General features: G+C 63.3%; 18 protein-coding genes. 8 read left to right on the plus strand and 10 right to left on the minus strand.

Annotation, left to right across the window (positions count from 1 at the left end; all coding sequences use genetic code 11):
• Window positions 1–113: 113 nt before the first annotated feature.
• Window positions 114–890 (minus strand): ferredoxin--NADP reductase, encoded by a 777-nt coding sequence (locus GEV38_RS23240; RefSeq protein ID WP_015271797.1) that lies wholly within the window; start codon window positions 888–890, stop codon window positions 114–116.
• 212 nt (window positions 891–1102) lie between these two features.
• Here GEV38_RS23240 and GEV38_RS23245 point away from each other — a divergent pair, with 212 nt between their 5' ends.
• On the plus strand, window positions 1103–1810 hold the full coding sequence (locus GEV38_RS23245; RefSeq protein WP_054572788.1) for an autoinducer binding domain-containing protein: 708 nt from the start codon (window positions 1103–1105) through the stop codon (window positions 1808–1810).
• A 96-nt stretch (window positions 1811–1906) separates the two neighbouring features.
• Entirely contained in the window at window positions 1907–3031 is a 1125-nt protein-coding gene (locus GEV38_RS23250) for a methyltransferase (protein WP_015271799.1), read from the plus strand.
• A gap of 319 nt (window positions 3032–3350) precedes the next feature.
• On the opposite strand, the gene GEV38_RS23255 is transcribed toward GEV38_RS23250, so the two are convergent.
• Genes GEV38_RS23255 through GEV38_RS23265 form a run of 3 tightly spaced genes read right to left on the minus strand, consistent with a single transcriptional unit; the run spans window position 3351 to window position 5963 of the window.
• On the minus strand, window positions 3351–3506 hold the full coding sequence (locus GEV38_RS23255) for a DUF2474 domain-containing protein (RefSeq protein WP_013974218.1): 156 nt from the start codon (window positions 3504–3506) through the stop codon (window positions 3351–3353).
• A 9-nt stretch (window positions 3507–3515) separates the two neighbouring features.
• A complete protein-coding gene (gene cydB / locus GEV38_RS23260) occupies window positions 3516–4523 on the minus strand; it encodes a cytochrome d ubiquinol oxidase subunit II (RefSeq protein WP_015271800.1) in 1008 nt (335 codons plus the stop codon).
• A gap of 3 nt (window positions 4524–4526) precedes the next feature.
• Complete coding sequence (locus tag GEV38_RS23265; RefSeq protein WP_015271801.1) at window positions 4527–5963, minus strand: cytochrome ubiquinol oxidase subunit I; 1437 nt, start codon at window positions 5961–5963, stop codon at window positions 4527–4529.
• A gap of 344 nt (window positions 5964–6307) precedes the next feature.
• Here GEV38_RS23265 and GEV38_RS23270 point away from each other — a divergent pair, with 344 nt between their 5' ends.
• From GEV38_RS23270 to trmA, 3 genes are all read left to right on the plus strand, one after another.
• The gene (locus tag GEV38_RS23270) at window positions 6308–7528 is read left to right on the plus strand and encodes an MFS transporter (RefSeq protein ID WP_025340646.1); all 1221 of its coding nucleotides are present in this window, start codon (window positions 6308–6310) and stop codon (window positions 7526–7528) included.
• A 281-nt stretch (window positions 7529–7809) separates the two neighbouring features.
• Window positions 7810–9105 (plus strand): NCS2 family permease, encoded by a 1296-nt coding sequence (locus GEV38_RS23275; RefSeq protein ID WP_015271803.1) that lies wholly within the window; start codon window positions 7810–7812, stop codon window positions 9103–9105.
• Window positions 9102–10187 carry a tRNA (uridine(54)-C5)-methyltransferase TrmA gene (trmA, locus tag GEV38_RS23280; RefSeq protein ID WP_054572787.1) on the plus strand — a complete coding sequence of 362 codons (1086 nt, stop codon included), beginning with the start codon at window positions 9102–9104 and terminating at the stop codon, window positions 10185–10187. The genes GEV38_RS23275 and trmA overlap by 4 nt, the downstream gene beginning before the upstream one ends.
• Before the next feature lie 127 nt (window positions 10188–10314).
• On the opposite strand, the gene pcaG is transcribed toward trmA, so the two are convergent.
• Window positions 10315–10920, minus strand: coding sequence for a protocatechuate 3,4-dioxygenase subunit alpha (gene pcaG / locus GEV38_RS23285; protein ID WP_015271805.1), 606 nt, complete (start codon window positions 10918–10920; stop codon window positions 10315–10317).
• A gap of 10 nt (window positions 10921–10930) precedes the next feature.
• Window positions 10931–11650, minus strand: a complete 720-nt coding sequence (gene pcaH / locus GEV38_RS23290) for a protocatechuate 3,4-dioxygenase subunit beta (RefSeq protein ID WP_003251597.1) — start codon at window positions 11648–11650, stop codon at window positions 10931–10933.
• Between the two features lie 227 nt (window positions 11651–11877).
• Between pcaH and GEV38_RS23295 the strand changes: the two genes are divergently transcribed.
• On the plus strand, window positions 11878–12765 hold the full coding sequence (locus GEV38_RS23295) for a neutral zinc metallopeptidase (RefSeq protein WP_015271806.1): 888 nt from the start codon (window positions 11878–11880) through the stop codon (window positions 12763–12765).
• A gap of 246 nt (window positions 12766–13011) precedes the next feature.
• Window positions 13012–14931, plus strand: coding sequence for a methyl-accepting chemotaxis protein (locus tag GEV38_RS23300; protein WP_013974227.1), 1920 nt, complete (start codon window positions 13012–13014; stop codon window positions 14929–14931).
• A 134-nt stretch (window positions 14932–15065) separates the two neighbouring features.
• Here GEV38_RS23300 and ggt read toward each other — a convergent pair whose 3' ends face one another.
• The 3 genes from ggt to GEV38_RS23315 all read right to left on the minus strand — a co-directional run bounded on the left by ggt (window position 15066) and on the right by GEV38_RS23315 (window position 18410).
• Window positions 15066–16733 carry a gamma-glutamyltransferase gene (gene ggt / locus GEV38_RS23305; protein ID WP_054572786.1) on the minus strand — a complete coding sequence of 556 codons (1668 nt, stop codon included), beginning with the start codon at window positions 16731–16733 and terminating at the stop codon, window positions 15066–15068.
• 117 nt (window positions 16734–16850) lie between these two features.
• Window positions 16851–17747, minus strand: a complete 897-nt coding sequence (locus GEV38_RS23310; protein WP_015271809.1) for a LysR family transcriptional regulator — start codon at window positions 17745–17747, stop codon at window positions 16851–16853.
• A gap of 72 nt (window positions 17748–17819) precedes the next feature.
• Window positions 17820–18410 carry an NAD(P)H-dependent oxidoreductase gene (locus GEV38_RS23315; RefSeq protein ID WP_015271810.1) on the minus strand — a complete coding sequence of 197 codons (591 nt, stop codon included), beginning with the start codon at window positions 18408–18410 and terminating at the stop codon, window positions 17820–17822.
• Between the two features lie 156 nt (window positions 18411–18566).
• Here GEV38_RS23315 and GEV38_RS23320 point away from each other — a divergent pair, with 156 nt between their 5' ends.
• Complete coding sequence (locus GEV38_RS23320; RefSeq protein ID WP_003258316.1) at window positions 18567–18881, plus strand: putative quinol monooxygenase; 315 nt, start codon at window positions 18567–18569, stop codon at window positions 18879–18881.
• Here GEV38_RS23320 and GEV38_RS23325 read toward each other — a convergent pair.
• On the minus strand, window positions 18871–19635 hold the full coding sequence (locus GEV38_RS23325; RefSeq protein WP_015271811.1) for a sulfite exporter TauE/SafE family protein: 765 nt from the start codon (window positions 19633–19635) through the stop codon (window positions 18871–18873). The genes GEV38_RS23320 and GEV38_RS23325 overlap by 11 nt on opposite strands.
• Window positions 19636–19681: the final 46 nt, after the last annotated feature.

Below are 19681 nucleotides of genomic sequence, written 5' to 3' on the forward strand. Positions count from 1 at the left end.
AGCCCTATCGCGACACAAGGCCGCTCCTACAAGGTTTTTGCATCTCCCAGGAATCGCGGTTCCTGTAGGAGCGGCCTTGTGTCGCGATGGGCCGCAAAGCGGCCCCAACGGCCTTACCAGTAGTTTTCCACAGCCACCTGCCCCGGCCGCTTGCTCAGGCTCAATTGCAGGTCGCGCGCCTTCAGTACCTTGCGCGTCTCATCAATCATCTCCGGGTTGCCACACAGCATCACCCGCGAATGTTCCGGCGACAGTTCCAGCCCCGCCGCCTTCTCCAGCTCGCCATTCTCGATCAGCGTGGTAATCCGCTGGTTCAACGCCCCTGGGTGCTGTTCACGGGTCACCACCGGAATGAACTGCAACTTGCCGGCGAATTCGGACAGGTAATCGCGCTGCTCCAGCCCGGCAATCTCGTCCACATAGGCCAGCTCTTTCGCTTCGCGCACCGAGTACACAAGCTTGATGTTGTCGAAACGCTCCCAGGCCTCGAAGTCCTGCAGGATCGACATGAACGGCGCAATACCAGTACCGGTCGCCAGCAACCACAGGTCACGGCCACCAACGAAGCGGTCGAGGGTAAGGAAGCCGAAGGCCTGGCGGTCGATCAGCAGGGTATCGCCTGCCCCCAGCCGGCTCAGTTCGCTGGTGAACTCCCCGCCTGGCACCACGATGGAGAAAAAATCGAGGTGCTCGTCATGGGGCGCGCTGACCATGGAATAAGCGCGCCACACCACACTGCCATCAGCCTTGGTCACACCCAGGCGGGCAAACTGGCCGGAACGGAAGCGGAACCCCGCATCGCGCGTAACCCGCAGGCTGAAGAGGTTCGGCGTGAGTGGCTGAACATCGAGCAGGGTCTGGCGGGTGAACTTTTCGGCGCTAGCGGTCATATCGGGCTCCAGGTTTGGCGTGCGCACAGTGTCGCGCAAAGTGACGCGGATAAAAACCACTGCTTTGTAGGGCCTCGTCTGCGGCGATCCTGCCGAAGTCGCATCGGATCCTGACCGCTATAACAAAAAAATCTCAGCACATTGGTAGGTCCTTTCCTACAATCATGCGGGCACCCAAACGGACTGGACCTGAGGCTCAAGGAGTATTTCAGATGCGCCACTGGAGACCCGAGTATCTTCGTGCGTTCGACGCCGAACGCTGCCCACAGAAGTTGTTCGGCATGGCCGTACATATGGTGCAGGATCTGGGCATGGAGTACCTGGGGTTGAACATTCGCATCCAGATCGCTACGCAAACACCCCACCTGTTCCTGTACAGCAACTACCCCCAAGAATGGATCGAGCGCTACCAGCGCGATGACCTGCACAAGCAGGACCCGGCTGCCGATTTGAGCCACAAATCCACCATGCCTGTGCTATGGACCGATGACCTGTATCGCGGGGCTCCGCTATTTCGTGAAGCTGCCTGCCAGAGCGGTTTGCGCCATGGCTGGACGCAGTCATTGCACGACCAGCAGCACAACGAAAGCCAGATAAGCGTGGCCAGGTCCACCAGGCCCATCAGTATTGTCGAACTCTACAGAAAGGCCGGCAATGTGCAGTGGTTGAGTCACAAACTGCATGAGGTGATCAGCGCACATCACCTCACTGCACTATGCCCGCCGCAGCCGAAACTGAGCGAGCGGGAGCTGGAAGTGCTGAAATGGTCGGCCGCCGGCAAGACCGCCGCCGAGTGCGCCTGCATCCTGTCACTGTCGCAAAGCACGGTGAACTTCCATATCCGCAGTGTCATCACCAAGACCAACGCCGCCAACAAGGCCGGCGCCATCGCCATCGCCGTCATGCGTGGCTGGATCTGACCTTCAAACCTGCGACCTTGGGCAAAGCCCTGTAGAATCGCCCGGCAAAGCCCGGGGCGAACCGCAACGGGCAGTTTCGTACCCGAGCCAGACGCCATGCCCCTGTTGACCACCCCCTACGCCGAACTCGACCTGATCCGCCAGCCGGAACAGGCCAACGACCCGCTGCAGGCTTTCGATGCCGCCGACGAGTACCTGCTTGCGCAGCTGCACGAACAGGCCCCAGGGGCCGACTGCCGGGTGCTGGTGCTCAATGACAGCTTCGGCGCCCTGGCCGCCAGCCTGGCAGGCAAGCTGCAGGTGGTCAGCAGTGGCGATTCGCACCTGGCGCACCTGGCACTGGAAAAGAACCTGGCACGCAATGGCCTGCCGTTCGACAGCGTGCCGTTCGTGCCGGCCAGCGAACATTGGCAAGGCCCGTTCGACCGGGTACTGGTGCGCGTGCCCAAGACCCTGGCCCTGCTCGAAGAACAGCTGATCCGCCTGCAGGGCCACCTGGCACCCGGTGCGCAGGTGATTGCCGGGGCGATGATAAAGCACCTGCCACGGGCGGCCGGAGACCTGATGGAGAAGTACATCGGCCCGGTGCAAGCCTCGCTGGCGCAGAAAAAGGCCCGCTTGCTGACCGCGACGGTGGCCGAACGGCCGGTCGCCCGCTCGCCCTACCCTAGCCGCTACCGCCTCGACGCGCCGGCGCTGGAGCTGCTCAACCACGCCAACGTGTTCTGCCGGGAGGGGCTCGATATCGGCACGCGGGCGTTCCTGCCGCACCTGCCCCGCGAACTGGGCCGCGCGCGAGTGGCGGACCTGGGCTGCGGCAACGGCGTGCTGGCGATAGCCAGCGCCCTGGCCAACCCGGATGCCCAATACACCCTGGTCGACGAGTCGTACATGGCGGTGCAATCTGCGCGGGAGAACTGGCAGGCCGCGTTGGGCGAGCGCCCGGCGGTGTTCGAGGCAGCCGATGGGTTGGCGGGGGTAGAGAAGCAGTCGCTGGACGTGGTGCTGTGCAACCCGCCGTTCCACCAGCAGCAGGTGGTGGGCGATTTCCTCGCCTGGCGCATGTTCCAGCAGGCGCGTGAGGCGTTGGTGGTGGGCGGGGCGCTGTATATCGTGGGTAACCGGCACCTGGGCTATCACAGCAAGCTGGCGCGGTTGTTCCGGGGGGTGGAACAGGTGGCGGCAACGCCCAAGTTCGTTATCCTGAAAGCCCGCAAGTAAGCCTGTACCGGCCCTATCACCGGCAAGCCAGCTCTCATAGAACAACACATGACTCATTGGTTCGGCGAGGTTCTGTAGGAGCAGCCTTGTGCTGCGAAGAGGCCGGTACTGACAAAGCCTGTCTGTTGCTTGTACCGGCCTCTTCGCAGCACAAGGCTGCTCCTACAAAGGCCGCGTCAAACGAGCGATATTTGTTCTCTGCGCGACAGCGCAGCCCAAAAGGGCTGGGTAATCTCCCACAGGTACTGCACTGCATTCAAGGACAGTGACTTACCTGTGGGAGCTGGCTTGCCGGCGATAGGGCCAGAGCAGGCTTACCTCAATGGGTGGTCAGCCCCGCAGCCCCCATGAACAGGCGCATCACGTAGGCCGCCACGCCCAGGGCCGCCACGCTCATCGCCCAGATCAGCAGCAGCCAGCCCAACCGCTGCCACAGGGGTTTCTTCTCCTCCAAGCCAGGCTTGCCGGTCATCATGCAGCCCTCCTAGTGATAGCCGTCTTCATGGGTCACCTTGCCGCGGAACACGTAGTAGCTCCAGAAGGTATACATGAGGATGAACGGCAGGATGAACAGTGTGCCCACCAGCATGAAGCCCTGGCTCTGCGGTGGCGCCGCGGCATCCCAGATCGAGATCGACGGCGGGATGATGTTCGGCCACAGACTGATGCCCAGGCCGCTGTAGCCGAGGAAGATCAGCACCAACGTCAGCAGGAACGGCGTGTAGTGCGCATTGCGCGCCACCGCCTTGAGCAACCCGTAGAAGGTTACCAGCACCAGGATCGGCACTGGCATGAACCAGACCAGATTAGGCATGCTGAACCAGCGCTCAGCGATCTGCGGGTAGGCGATCGGTGTCCACAGGCTGACAATGCCGATCACCACCAGCAGCACCAGCGCCAGCGGCCGGGCAATGTCGTGCATCTTCTGCTGCAGCGCCCCTTCGGTCTTCATGATCAGCCAAGTGCAGCCCAGCAGGGTGTAGGCAACGATCAGCCCCAGGCCACAGAACAGGCTGAACGGGGTCAGCCAGTCAAGGGTGCCACCGGCGAAATGCCGGTCGACCACCTTGAAACCTTCGAGGAACGCACCCAGCGCCACGCCCTGGAAGAAGGTGGCGATCAACGAGCCCCAGATGAACGCCTTGTCCCAGATGTGGCGCTTGTCGGCCTTGGCCTTGAAGCGGAACTCGAAGGCCACGCCGCGGAAGATCAGACCGATCAGCATCAGGATCAATGGCAGGTACAGGGCCTCCAGCACTACCGAGTAAGCCATCGGGAACGCCCCGAACAGCCCGGCACCGCCCAGCACCAGCCAGGTCTCGTTACCATCCCAAACGGGGGCGACGGTGTTCATCATCACATCACGGTCATGCTCGCCCTTGACGAACGGGAAGAGCATGCCGATCCCCAGGTCGAAACCATCCATCACCACGTACATCATGACGCCGAAGATAATGATCACGGCCCAGATCAGCGGAAGGTCGATACCCATGGCTCAGTTCCCCTTGCTCAGGCTGGCGGAGTTGGCCTCTCGGCCATCATCGGCGGCGGACAGCGGTCGCGCCGGCGTGCGTTTGGTGCCAGGGCCACCAGGGTTGTGCTCGTCTCCCTCACCGGTCCGCGGCCCTTTGCGCACCAGGCGCATCATGTAGCCAAGGCCGGTGCCGAACAGGGCGAAGTACACGACCACGAAGGCCACCAGGGTGAAGCCGAGCTGGGCGTAGCTATGGTTGGACACACCGTCTGCGGTGCGCATCAGGCCATACACCACCCAAGGCTGGCGGCCGATTTCGGTGGTGAACCAGCCGGCCAGCAGCGCGATCAACCCGGAAGGGCCCATCCACAGGGCCACGTACAGGAACGGCCGCGAGGTGTAAAGCGTGCCGCGCTTGCGCAGCCAGAGGCTCCACAGGCCGACGAAGATCATCAGGAAACCCAGCCCGACCATGATCCGGAACGACCAGAAGACGATGGTCGAGTTGGGCCGGTCTTCGGGCGGAAACTCCTTCATCGCCGGCACCTGCTTGTCCAGGCTGTGGGTCAGGATCAGGCTGCCGAGTGCCGGGATCTCGAGCTTGAAGCGGGTGGTTTCGGCCTGCATGTCGGGGATGCCGAACAAGATCAGCGGGGTCGGCTCGCCGGGCACGTTCTCCCAGTGGCCTTCGATCGCGGCAATTTTCACCGGCTGGTGCTTGAGGGTGTTCAGGCCATGGAAGTCACCGATCACCGCCTGGATCGGGGCGACGATCAGCGCCATCCACATGGCCATCGACAGCATCTTGCGCACGGCCGGGTTGTCACGCCCGCGCAGCAGGTGCCAGGCCGCCGAGGCACCGACGAAGAACGCGGTGGAAACGAATGCGGCAGTGGCCATGTGCATCAGGCGGTAGGGGAACGAGGGGTTGAATACCACTGCCAGCCAGTCCACCGGCACAACCCGGCCGTCGATGATCTCGTGACCTTGCGGGGTCTGCATCCAACTGTTGGAGGCGAGGATCCAGAAGGTCGAGACCAAGGTGCCGAGCGCCACCATCACCGTGGAGAAGAAGTGCAGGCCACGGCCGACACGGTTCCAGCCAAACAGCATGACCCCCAGGAAGCCAGCCTCGAGGAAGAACGCGGTCAATACCTCGTAGGTGAGCAGCGGGCCGGTGATAGCGCCGGCGAAGTCGGAGAAACGACTCCAGTTGGTACCGAACTGGTAGGCCATGACCAGGCCGGAGACCACCCCCATGCCGAAGTTGACGGCGAAGATTTTCGACCAGAAGTGATAGAGGTCACGGTAGACCTGGTTGTTGGTCCGCAGCCAGAGGCCTTCGAGGACTGCCAGGTAGCTCGCCAGGCCAATGGTGATGGCCGGGAACAGGATATGGAACGACACGGTAAAGGCAAACTGCATTCGGGCGAGCTCTAAGGCCTCTATTCCGAACATGGTGCTTCCTCTTCAGATAATCCGGCGTCCGGGCCGCTGGCCCCGTCGCCCACTGCCCCCACGGTAGTCGAGTGCGGCGCGTTGGAATTGTTCTGTTCGATCGCAGGGATTTCGGCCCAAGGGCCCGATCGTTACATCTGGAACGATTGACCCAGATCAACGATTGCTAGGAAGCATAGTCCTGAATGGCCCGCCGGGCCGTGTGGTTGATTGCCGCGTGACCGGTTGCCCCACCCCCTTTCATGAGACGAGAAAAAGTGCCGTCCCCGGCAAACAGTAACTGTTTGTTACAAACAGATGATACGCTGCGCCCCCCTCTACTGCGCCGAGGCCCCTGGTTTCCGATGTCCGATTCCGCACCGCAGTTGTTGCGTCACCACCGCCCTTTCCTGGCCTTCTGGCTGGCCCGCGTGTTCACCGCCAGCGGCTTCCAGATGCTCACCGTGGCAATCGGCTGGCACCTCTACCAGCTGACCGGCAATGTGCTGGACCTGGGCTTGGTCGGCCTGGTCGAATTCGCCCCACGGGTGCTGTTCATGCTGCATACCGGGCATGTCGCCGACCGCTATGACCGGCGCAAGGTCGCTGCGCTGTGCCAGAGCCTGCAGGGGCTGATAGCCCTGGCATTGGCGCTGGGCAGTGCCACCGACAACGTCACCCGCGAGCTGATCTTCGCCCTCGCCTTCCTGCTCGGTGCCACGCGTTCGTTCGAAATGCCGGCGACCCAGGCGCTGCTGCCCAACGTGGTACCGGCCGGGCTGTTCCCACGCGCGGTGGCAGCTTCGGCCTCGGCCACCCAGTCGGCAACCATCGTGGCTCCGGCGGTGGGCGGCTTCCTGTATGCCTTCGGCAGCATCTGGGTATACGGCCCCACCGTGGCCCTTTACGCCATCGCCTGCGTGCTGACCCTGAGCCTGCAGGCACGCGGCCAGGTGGCACAGCGCGGGCGCGCCAGCATCGAATCGCTGCTGGCCGGCATCCGCTTCATTCGCAGCCGGCCGGACATCCTCGGCGCCATCTCGCTGGACCTGTTCGCCGTACTGCTGGGCGGGGCCACCGCACTGCTGCCGGTGTTCGCCAAGGACATCCTGCTGACCGGCCCGCTGGGCCTCGGCCTGCTGCGCTCTGCGCCAGCGGTGGGGGCGTTGCTGATGTCGCTGTGGCTGGCGCGCTTCCCGTTCGAGCGCAATGTGGGGCGGACCATGTTCACGGCAGTGGGCGTGTTCGGCGTGGCGACCATTGCCTTCGGCCTGTCGACCTCGTTCTGGTTCTCGCTGGCAGTGCTGGTGGTGCTGGGCGCGGCGGACATGATCAGCATGGTCATCCGCGGCGCTTTCGTGCAGTTGGAGACGCCGGATGAAATGCGCGGGCGTGTGAGTGCGGTGAACGGCTTGTTCATTGGTGCCTCGAATCAGCTCGGCGAGTTCGAATCGGGGGTGACCGCGCACTGGTTTGGCACAGTGCCGGCTGTGGTGCTGGGTGGGGTGGGCACTTTGGTGGTGACTGGGGTGTGGATAAAGCTGTTCCCGACACTGGCCAAGCGAGATCGATTGCATAACGGTTGATCGTAGGCCTGTTCTGGCCCTATCGCCGGCAAGCCAGCTCCCACAGGTACACCACAGTTTCCGAACCCTGTGCAGTACTTGTGGGAGCTGGCTTGCCGGCGATAGGGCCGGTACAGGCTATAGAGAACCCATTCCCCAACGGCCATAGGCCCCCGCCGAGCATGCTGGTATGATGCGCGGCTTTTTTCCGCCCCACACAAAACCACGGCAACCGGTACGGTCTGTGCTTTGCTGATGGGGTCGATATATTCATGGCGCCGGGGGCGCCTTGGGGAGCGGGCATGCTGGAAAGGCTGTTTCAACTAAAAGCACACAACACCAATGTGCGCACCGAGATTCTCGCGGGCGTCACCACCTTCCTGGCCATGGCCTACATCCTGTTCGTCAACCCGAGCATCCTCGGCGAGACCGGCATGGACAAGGGCGCGATCTTCGTCGCCACCTGCCTGGCCGCGGCCATCGGCTCGGTGACCATGGGCCTGATCGCCAACTACCCGATCGCCCTGGCGCCGGGCATGGGCCTGAACGCGTTCTTCACCTACACCGTGGTCCTGCACATGGGCCACACCTGGCAGGTGGCACTGGGTGCGGTGTTCCTGTCGGCGGTGATGTTCTTCCTGCTGTCGATCTTCCGCATCCGCGAATGGATCGTGAACAGCATCCCGCTGCCGCTGCGTTCGGCCATTGCCGCGGGTATCGGCCTGTTCCTGGCACTGATCGCCCTGCATAACGCAGGCATTGTCGTCGATAACCCAGCCACCCTGGTGGGCCTGGGCGACCTCAAGCAGCCGGCACCGATCCTCGCCACCCTGGGCTTCTTCCTGATCGTCGGCCTTGAGTCGCTGAAAGTGCGCGGTGCCGTGCTGATCGGCATTCTCGCCGTAACCATCGCCTCGATCCTGATGGGCGTGACGCCCTTCGGCGGCGTGGTCTCCATGCCGCCTTCGCTGGCCCCGACCTTCCTGCAACTGGACATCGCCGGCGCGCTGGACGTGGGCCTGGTCAGCGTGATCTTCGCCTTCCTGTTCGTCGACCTGTTCGACAACTCCGGCACCCTGATCGGTGTGGCCAAGCGCGCCGGGCTGATGGGCAAGGACGGCCACATGCCGAAAATGGGCCGTGCCCTGATCGCCGACAGTACCGCCGCCATGGCCGGTTCCCTGCTGGGCACCTCGACCACTACCAGCTACATCGAATCCGCAGCGGGCGTGAGCGCCGGTGGCCGCACCGGCCTGACCGCCATCGTGGTCGCCGTGCTGTTCCTGCTGGCGCTGTTCTTCGCCCCGCTGGCCGGTAGCGTGCCGGCCTTCGCCACCGCCCCGGCGCTGCTGTTCGTCGCGGTGCTGATGGCCTCGGGCCTGGCGGAAATAAACTGGGACGACGTCACCGAAGCCGCACCGGTGGTAGTGACCGCCCTGGCCATGCCGCTGACCTACTCGATCGCCAACGGCATCGCCTTCGGCTTCATTTCCTGGACCGCCGTCAAGCTGATCTCCGGCCGCCACCGCGACCTGAACCCGGCCCTGGTGATCCTTTCCATCCTGTTCGTCATCAAGCTGGGCTGGTTCAACGCATGAGTGCTGCTTTCGACCCCTCCTCCTACACCACCCAGCTGGACGCCAAGGTGGCCCGGCTGCGCGAGCTGCTGTCGCCGTTCGGCGCGCCGGAGCCGGCTGTTTTCGACTCGCCGCGCGAGCATTACCGCCTGCGCGCCGAATTCCGCCTGTGGCGCGAGGATGGCCAGCGCCACTACGCCATGTTCGCCCCGGGCGAGAAGCACAAGGCGATCCTGATCGAGGACTTCCCTATCGCCAGCCAGCGCATCAATGCACTGATGCCGCGCCTGAAGACGGCCTGGCAGGCCAGCGAGGAGCTGGGCAACCGCCTGTTCCAGGTGGAGTTCCTCACCACCCTGGCTGGCGATGCCATGGTCACCCTGTGCTACCACCGCCCGCTGGACGAGGCGTGGGAAACGGCCGCACGGCAGCTGGCCGAAGACCTGGGCGTCAGCATTATCGGCCGCTCCAAGGGCAAACGCCTGGTCATCGGCCGAGACTACGCGGTGGAAAAACTCGAAGTCGCTGGCCGTGTGTTCAGCTACCGCCAGCCGGAAGGCGCGTTCACCCAGCCCAACGGCGCGGTGAACCAGAAGATGCTGAGCTGGGCCTTCGAGGCCATGGGCGAACGCAAGGACGACCTTCTGGAGCTTTACTGCGGCAACGGCAACTTCACCCTGCCGCTGGCCACCCGCGTGCGCCAGGTGCTGGCCACGGAAATCAGCAAGACCTCGGTCAATGCCGCGCTGAGCAACCTCGACGAGAACGCTGTAGATAACGTGCGGCTGGTGCGCCTGTCGGCAGAAGAGCTGACCCAGGCGCTGAATGAGGTGCGGCCGTTCCGCCGGCTGGAAGGCATCGACCTTAAGAGCTACGAGTTCGGTACGGTGTTCGTCGACCCGCCGCGGGCGGGGATGGACCCGGATACCTGCGAGCTGACCCGGCGTTTCGAGCGGATCCTGTACATCTCGTGCAACCCGGAGACGCTGGCGGCGAACATTGCCCAGCTGCAGGACACTCACCGCATCGAGCGGTGTGCGTTGTTTGACCAGTTCCCGTATACCCACCATATGGAGAGTGGGGTTTTGCTGGTTCGGCGCTGACCTTCAGATCGCCGGGGCTGCTTTGCAGCCCATCGCGACACAAGGCCGCTCCTACAGGAGGAACGCGATTCCCTGTAGGAGCGGCCTTGTGTCGCGATGGGCCGCAAAGCGGCCCCCGAAGTCCAACTCAGAAGTCGAAGAACACCGTCTCCCCTTCCCCCTGAATACGGATATCGAAGCGATATGCCGTCTTCCCGTCCACCTCGCAACGCTTGGCCACCAGGGTCTCGCGCCGCTGCGGCTGCTCGATCAGGTTGAGCACCGGGCACTTGGCATTGGCCTCGGCCTCGTCATCGAAATACAGCCGCGTGTGCAGGTGGATGTTGATCCCCCGGGCAAACAGGCTGATGTTGATGTGCGGCGCCATCGGCACGCCCGCAGCGTTGTTCACCACACCCGGCTTGACCGTGTGCAGGGTCCATTCACCTGCATCGAAGGTGGTGGCAGTGCGGCCAAAGCTGTTGAAGGCGTTTTCCAGGTTGTAGGCATCCTGGTACTCGCCGTTGGCATCGGCTTGCCACACTTCCAGGAACGAATCGCGCACCAGGTGGCCGTTACCGTCATACACCTGGCCGATCAGCAGGATGTGCTCGCCCGGCGCGTCCGGCTTGGCCAGGCGGTTCCAGATTTCCTGGTCGCGGGTGGGGTTGCCGGCCGCTTCCAGGGCCAGGCCGATGTGTACGTAGGGGCCGGCGGTCTGCGAAGGGGTTTCCGGCAGCAGTTCGATTGGCATGGCGGGGTCCTCAGCAGTTTTCGAAGTGGGTCTTGCGCTGGCCGCGCAGCACGATGTCGAAGCGGTAGGCCAGGCAGTCCATCGGGTTGGCGTTGCTCATGTCGAGCTTGGCGATCAACTGCTGCACGGCTTGCGGGTTGGCGATCGACTTGACGATCGGGCACATCGGGATCAGCGGGTCACCCTCGAAGTACAGCTGGGTAATCAGCTTGGTGGCGATCGAAGGGCCGCTGATGGCGAAGTGGATGTGCGCCGGGCGCCAGTCGTTCGGGCCGTTGCGCCATGGGTACGGGCCCGGCTTGATGGTGCGGAAGCTGTAATAGCCATCACGGTCGGTCAGGCAGCGGCCGACGCCACCGAAGTTCGGGTCCAGTGGCGCCAGGTAGCGGTCGTTCTTGTGACGGTAGCGGCCGCCGGCGTTGGCTTGCCACATTTCCACCAGGGTGTTCGGCACAGGCTTGCCGTACTGGTCGACGACACGGCCGGCAACGATGATGCGCTCGCCAATCGGCAAGCCGCCGTTGTTGAAGTTCAGCAACAGGTCATGGTCATGGGCGCCGAAGCCCAGGTGGGAAAAGTCCGGGCCGGTGGTTTCGCTGATCGACTGCGGGATGCTGACCAGTGCCTGGCGTGGCGAACGGGCAATGGACGTCTTGTAGTCAGGCGTAAGAGCTTTCGGGTGCCAGTTGCGATCACGGATCACGAAGCGGCTGTTGTCCTGGGCGGGCATGCCGGTTTCCTCTCTTGGAATTATGGAAATGCGCGGGGGGATTATTTGAAACCCTGTCGCGGGCAAGCCCGCTCCCACATGCAGTTTCAGGCAGGTAGCGCGCAATGAATATTGAAATCAGCCACATCAAACATAACCATTTGGTTATGCATAAGCACCTTGGCCTGACACTCGCCGCTGTCGTGGACTAATCTTTGTCTTCTTGTTTCACGCTCCGGAGAGCATTCATGGATTGGCGAAAAGGTCGACGCAGCGACAATGTGGTCGATGCCCGAGGCGAAGGTGGTGGCGGCGGCATGCGTTTCGGCGGCGGCAAGGGGCTGGGGCTTGGTGCGGTGCTGCTGATTGTCGGCATCGGCTGGCTCACCGGCCAGGACCCGTTGCAGATTCTTGGCCAGCTCGCCGGCCAGATGGAGCAACAACAACAGCAGGCACCGAGCAGCGCGGGCGGCAAGGCGCCGCCGGCCAACGACCAGCAGGCCGAGTTCGTCGCCTCGATCCTGGGCGATACCGAAGACACCTGGAAAGCCCTGTTCGCCGAGGGCGGCAAGCAGTACCGCGACCCCAAGCTGGTGCTGTTCAGCGGCCAGGTCAATTCGGCCTGTGGCTTTGCCTCGGCGGCGGTGGGGCCGTTCTACTGCCCGGCAGACCAACGGGTCTACCTGGACATGTCGTTCTTCCGCGAAATGGAAACCCGCTTCGCCGCCGCCGGCGACTTTGCCCAGGCCTACGTGATCGCCCACGAAATCGGCCATCACGTGCAGACCCTGCTGGGCGTGTCGGCCAAGGTCGATGCTGCGCGCCGCAGCGGCCAGCGCATGGAAGGCGACAATGGCCTGCTGGTGCGTCAGGAACTGCAGGCCGACTGCCTGGCCGGTGTATGGGCCTACCAGGCGCAGAAGCGCCTGAACTGGCTGGAGCCGGGCGACGTCGAAGAGGCCCTGAACGCGGCCAATGCCATCGGCGATGACCGCCTGCAGCAGCAAGGCCGCGGGCGCGTGGTACCAGACTCGTTCACCCACGGCACCTCAGCGCAACGGGTGCGCTGGTTCAAGACCGGGTTTGCCGAGGGTGAGGTGAACCGCTGCGATACCTTCAGCGCGCGCAACCTTTGAATAGCTTCCAAAACCGACGCGATCCCTGTAGGAGCGGCTTTAGCCGCGAACACCGGCAAAGCCGGTGCCATCCACCGCGAAGGGCTGCAAGGCAGCCCCAATCAAGCCAGTTACAAATCTGCTGAAAAAGCGTTTCAGCTTCCTCCATCACTGCCGATAACCCCTGCACGAATCAGCGGGCATCCAGAACAACAACGCCTGGCGATCGAAGATCAAGCGAGCGAAAACAACTTCTGGAGAGCGTGCATGAACAGCTGGTTCGCCAACATCAGCGTCAACCTCAAACTCGGCCTGGGCTTCGGCCTGGTACTGATCCTCACCGGCCTGCTGGCCCTGACCGGCTGGACCAGCCTGGGCAGCCTGATTGACCGCAGCAACTGGATGGGCGATATCGGCCAGCTCAACAAGGACCTGACCGACCTGCGCATTGCGCGCCTGCAGTACATGATCGCCAACGGTGACGATGCTGCCGCCGCCAACACCCAGACCAAGCTTGACGCCTTCAGCAAGCAACAGGCCTACCTGGCCAGCACCTTCAAGAGCCCGGAAAACATCAAGCTGCTGGGTGAACTGGGCGAGACCATCAGCGCCTACAAGGTGTCCCTGAACAAGATGCGCCAGGGCTACGATGCCACCCGCACCGCGCGCACGGCCATGGACGGCTCGGCCAGCCGTGCCGACCAGGCCATGGACGCCCTCAGCCAGGAAGTCATGGCGCGCCCCGAAGCCGACAGCGTGCGCCTGGCCCAGTACCAGCTGATCAGCAAGGCCCGCCAGCAACTGCTGCAGGTGCGCATCGACGTACGCGGCTACATTGCCGAAAACAGCGCTGCCAACGAGCAGGCAGCCCTGCGCCAGCTGGACACCGCCCTGGCCGAAATCGACAACCTCAAGCGCCAGCTGCCGGCCGAAGACACGCGCCTGCGACAGTTCGAAGGCTCGGTGCTGGCCTACCGTGAAGCCGTGCGTCAATTCCGCGATGCGGTCGCCAACATCACCACTGCGCGCGCCGAGATGACCGTTCAGGGTGCCGACATCGTCAAGCGCAGCGACGCTCTGTACCAGATCCAGCTGCAGCGCCGCGACATGGAAAGTACCCAGGCCCGCAGCCTGCAGGCCATCGCCACGCTGCTGGCGCTGTTGGTCGGCGTGCTGGCGGCAGTGCTGATCACCCGGCAGATCACCCGCCCATTGCGCGACACCATGGTGGCAGTTGAAAAGATCGCCAGCGGCGACCTCACCCAGCACCTGCGCGTCACCCGCCGCGACGAACTGGGCGTGCTGCAACAAGGCATCGCCCGCATGGGCACCACTTTGCGCGAGCTGATCAGCGGCATCCGCGATGGCGTCACCCAGATCGCCAGCGCTGCCGAGGAATTGTCGGCAGTGACCGAGCAGACCAGCGCCGGCGCCAACAGCCAGAAGGTCGAGACCGACCAGGTGGCCACCGCAATGCACGAAATGGCCGCTACCGTTCAGGAAGTGGCACGCAATGCCGAGCAGGCCTCGCATGCTGCCACCGGTGCCGATGACGAAGCCCGTGCCGGCGACCGCGTGGTAGGCGAAGCAATTGGCCAGATCGAACGCCTGGCCGAAGAAATGCACCGTTCCACCGAAGCCATGAACCTGTTGCAGCAGGAAAGCCAGAAGATCGGCAGCGTGATGGACGTGATCAAGTCGGTGGCCGAACAGACCAACCTGCTGGCGCTGAACGCAGCGATCGAGGCGGCGCGTGCTGGCGAGGCAGGCCGTGGTTTTGCCGTGGTTGCCGATGAAGTGCGCGGCCTGGCCCAACGCACGCAGAAATCCACCGAAGAGATCGAAGAACTGATCGCCAGCCTGCAGCATGGGACCCAGCAAGTGGCTACGGCCATGCACGGCAGCCGTACCCTGACCGACAGCAGCGTCGAGTTGGCGCGCAAGGCCGGGGCTTCGCTGGAGAGCATCACCAGCACGGTGTCGAGCATCCAGTCGATGAACCAGCAGATTGCCGCGGCGGCGGAACAGCAGAGTGCGGTGGCGGAGGAGATCAGCCGCAGCATCCTGAATGTACGCGATGTGTCGGAGCAGACGGCGGCGGCCAGTGACGAGACGGCGGCGTCCAGCGTGGAGTTGGCGCGGTTGGGTGGGCAGTTGCAGACGTTGGTCAGCCAGTTCCGCGTCTGACCTGAAGACCCCGGGGGCCGCTTTGCGGCCCATCGCCGGCAAGCCAGGCTCCCACAGGAATAGCACAAGCCTCGGGGCTGCGCCGTACCTGTGGGAGCTGGCTTGCCGGCGATAGGGCCGGCACTGACGACCGCTTACTTGACGATCATCCCCACCCCACGCCCACGCGGATCCGAAGCGGTCTCCAGCTTCGTCCCATCAACCCGGATCGCCTGGATATCCCCCATCTCCCAGCCCTGGTCCTCCAGCACATAGCCCATCTTCTTCAGTTCATCAGCCACCGGCCCGGTCAGCGGCGCATAGCTGTCGAAGTAGATGGTGTCCTTGGGCAGCAACTGATGGTGCACGCGCTGCGCCGCCACCGCCTTGTCCAGCGGCATGTCGTAGTCGTACAGGTTGTTCATCACCTGGAAGATCGAGGTGAAGATCCGCGAGCCACCCGGAGTGCCGATGACCAGCTCGACCTTGCCATCGCGGGTCATCAGGCTGGGGCTCATGGACGACAGCATGCGCTTGCCCGGGGCGATAGCATTGGCATCGCCACCTATTACACCAAAGGCGTTCGCCGCCCCCGGCTTGGCGCTGAAATCGTCCATCTCGTCGTTGAGCAGGAAGCCGGCGCCTTTCACCACCACACCACTGCCGTAATCGAGGTTGAGGGTGTAGGTGTTGCTGACCGCATTGCCCTGCTTGTCGACGATCGAGAAGTGCGTGGTCTGGTGCGGTTCCAGGCCCGGCTTGACCTTGTCGGTATCGGAAATGGCCTTCGGGTTGACCTGCGCGGCGCGCTTGGCCAGGTAGTCCTTGGCCACCAGCTGATCCACCGGCACTTTGGTGAAGGCCGGGTCGCCAAGGTAGTCGGCGCGGTCGGCGAACACGCGCTTCTCGATCTCGGCCAACAGGTGAATGTACTGCGCCGAGTTGTGCGCCACACCCTTGAAGTCCGCCGCGCGGTTTTCCTTGATACCCAGCAGCTGGGCCAGGGCTACACCACCGGAGCTTGGCGGTGGCGCGGTATAGACCACATTGCCACGCCAGCTCACGGCCATTGGCTCGCGCCATACGGCCTTGTAGTCCTTCAGGTCTTGCTTGGTGATCAGGCCCTTGTCGGCTTGCATCTGCGCCACCAGCAGGTCTGCGGTCTTGCCCTGGTAGAACTCGCTCACGCCCTTGTCGGCGATGCGCTCCAGGGTCTGGGCCATTTCCGGTTGCTTGAACAGCTCGCCGACCTTCATGTTGCCGAAGTAGTCGTTGAAATTGGTCGCGGTCTTGAACATGCCCTGGGCGTCGTTGCGGTACTGGTACTGCTTGGCCGCAACCTTGAAGCCGTTTTTCGCATAGCCGATGGCCGGGGTCAGCAGTTCGCTCCAGGGCAGCTTGCCGAACTTCTGGTGCGCCTCCCACAACCCCATCACCGTGCCCGGAACGCCAGCAGCACGTGCCCCGACCAGACTGAGGTTTTCGATGACCTCACCCTTTTCGTCCAGGTACATGTTGCGCGTGGCGGCCTTGGGCGCGACTTCGCGGTAATCGAGGAAGTAGGGTTTGCCGTCGACGAACAGGGTCATGAACCCGCCACCGCCGATGTTGCCAGCCTCGGGATAAGTCACCGCCAGGGTGAAAGCCGTGGCCACTGCCGCATCCACCGCGTTGCCGCCTTTCTTGAGGATATCGGCGGCCACCTGTGCACCATATTGATCGGGCGCGGCCACTGCGCCGCCCTCAAGATTGGCGGCATGGACCGTGGAACAGCTCAGGATCGCGGCTGCGAGAGCCAGGTACTGGAACGGAGCAATACGCATGACACTTCCTTGGTGTTGTTTTTGTTGAGCAGTCAGTAAGGCCGAAGCGCTTCGACTGTGCAATCAACCGCAGGAAGTTTCGCCGCCCGTGGACAGGACCTGTCGCGTTCAGGCAACTCAGCTGGCGTACATCGCCAACTTGCGCTGGATGAAATCGAGGAAGCACTGGATACGCAGCGCCAGCTGGGTGTTGCGGTAGTACACCGCATGGATCGGCTGGCGATAGCCGTTGTTGGCTTCGCTCAGCAGCACTTGCAGGCGCCCGGCGCGAATGTCCTCGTGGGTCATGAAGTGCGACAGGCTGACGATGCCCTCGCCGGCCAGCGCCAATTGGCGCAAGGTCTCGCCGCTGGAGGCGATCAGCGACGGGCGAATGCTCCAGCGGTCCCCCTGGGCATGGCGCAGTGGCCAATGGTTGAGCGATTCGGGCTGGCTGAAGCCGAGCAGGCAGTGGTTGGCCAGGTCCTCGACCCGCTGCGGCGTGCCGTGTTGCTCGAGGTAGGCCGGGCTGGCCAGCACCTGTACCGGGCTGCATCCCAGGCTGCGTGCGTGCAGGCTGGAGTCGGCCAGTTCACCGATGCGGATCGCCACATCGGTGCTTTGCTCCAGCAGGTCGATGATCAAGTCGTCGGTATTGAGTTCCAGTTCGATACCAGGGTATTGGCGGCGGAACTCGCCGATCCACGGCAGGATGGCATGCAGCATGAACGGCGCGGCGGCGTTGATGCGCAGGCGCCCGGTAGGGGTCTGGCGGTTCATCGACAGTCGCTCTTCCATCTCGTCCATCTGTTCCAGGATCAACCGCGCGCGCTCGAGGAAGAAGCGGCCCTCCTCGGTCAGGTCCATGCGCCGGGTGGTGCGGTTGACCAGCGTGGTACCCAGCTTGCCTTCAAGGCGCGACAGGGTACGGCTGACGGCAGACGGGGTCTGGCCCATCTGCTCGGCAGCAGCGGAAATCGAGCCGCAGTCGATGACGGTGACGAATACCTGGAGCTCTTCGGATCGGGTTTTCACATCTGCGCCTGCGGTTGGTCTCTGCCGGAATAGATAGCCGCTTGTCTAGGCCAAGTCCAGCACAGAAAAACCTTACTGTGCCTTGCCAAACACCTTGTCCAGATGCGCCTCATAGGCTGCCAAAGCAGCCGGCACATCAGGCCGCTTCATCACATCCACCGCCAGGAAAGTCGGCAACCCGGTCATGCCGAGGAACTGGTTGGCCTTGTGGAATGGGAAGTACACCGCGTCCACCCCCTTGCCCTCGAAGAAATCGCTAGGGTCGTCGAATGCCTGCTGCGGTGCATTCCAAGTCAGCGAAAGCATGTACTGCTTGCCGTGCACCAGGCCACCACTGCCGTACTTCTGCGAGTGGTCCGCACGGGTACGGCCGTCGTTGGCATACAAGCTACCGTGGCCGGCGGTGAACACCTCGTCGATGTACTTTTTAACGGTCCATGGCGCACCCATCCACCAGCCGGGCATCTGGTAGATGACCACATCGGCCCAGAGGAACTTCTCCACCTCTTCCTGGGCATCATAGCCACCGTCGATGAAGGTCTGGCGTACATCGAAACCGGCCCGGTCCAGGTGAGCGATGGCCGCTTCGTGCAAGGTCGTGTTCAGACGACCGTCGGAGTGGGCGAACTGTTTACCACCGTTGAGCAAAAGGATCTTCTTCATGCGGGCCTCGCGGAAAAAATTCAGGCCGGCAGGTTAGGGGCTCGCGGGCGCGGGATACAGTAATGCAGCGGCAAAATACAATTGACCTGAAGTCACGAATCAATAATGCATTATTGCCTTAGAATCGCATCACCTCCCATCACCGAGTAGCGACCCATGAGTGAGCAGTACGCCTTCATCCTCAAAGCCAAGACCCGCCCGGAAATGGCTGAAGCGTTCGAAACGCTGTTCCGCGCTTACGTCGAGCCAAGCCGCCAGGAGCCGGGCTGCATCGAGTACCACATGCTGCGCGACAAGCAGGACCCGAGCCTGTTCGTGTTCTTCGAGGTCTGGGCCGACAAGGCAGCGCTGGATGTGCATTCGGCACTGCCGCACATGACCGCGTTCTTCGAAAAACGCATGGACTACCTGGAACGCGATTTCGACATCCAGATGATCGACATGCTCAGCGCATCAAGCGCTAACCGCTGATCAGCAAATGGCCGCCGAGCGCGGCCAGGCCGATGAAGAAGCACCGTTTGAACAGCGGCGTACTGATGCGCTGACGCAGCCACTGGCCGGCCAGCATGCCGACTAAGGCCGGCGCCAGCATCAGCAGCGAAGCACCCAGCGCCTGGCCACCCAGGACATGCTGCCCGGCCAGGCCAACGGCCAGGGCCAGGGTCGAAACCGTGAACGACAGGCCCAGGGCCTGGACCATCTGATCCCGATTCAAACCCAGGCTCTGCAGGTAGGGCACAGCCGGTATCACGAACACCCCGGTCGCCGCCGTGACCACGCCCGTGACCAGCCCGCAAAGCGGCGCCAGCCAAGGCTCCCGCCCCGGTGCCAGGCGCAGACCCGGACCGACCAGCCCGTACAGCGCATACACCATCAAGGCCGCGCCCAGTGCATGTGCGGCCCAAGGGCCGCTGTTGATCCCCAGCCAGGCGCTGCCCAGCAAGGTACCGACGAAGATCATCGCCAGCATCGGCCACAGGCGTGCCAGCAACCTCCGCAGGTGCCCCCCACTGGCCAGCTGCCAGAGGTTGGTGAGGGTCGAAGGCACAATCAGCAATGCCGCAGCCTGCGCCGGTGACATAGCCAGGCCCAGCAGGCCCATGGCGATTGTCGGCAGGCCGAGGCCGATCAAGCCCTTCACCGCGCCGGCCAGCAGGAAAGTCAGTACCACCAGCAGCGACAGCGCTGGGCCAATGTTCTGGTAGAAAGCGAGCAAGGTATTCATAGGCCGATAATGGCGTGCGCCAGCCGGGCTGAAAATCTGCCATATA

It is taken from the genome of Pseudomonas sp. 13159349 (assembly GCF_013305685.1).
GTDB lineage: Bacteria > Pseudomonadota > Gammaproteobacteria > Pseudomonadales > Pseudomonadaceae > Aquipseudomonas > Aquipseudomonas asiatica.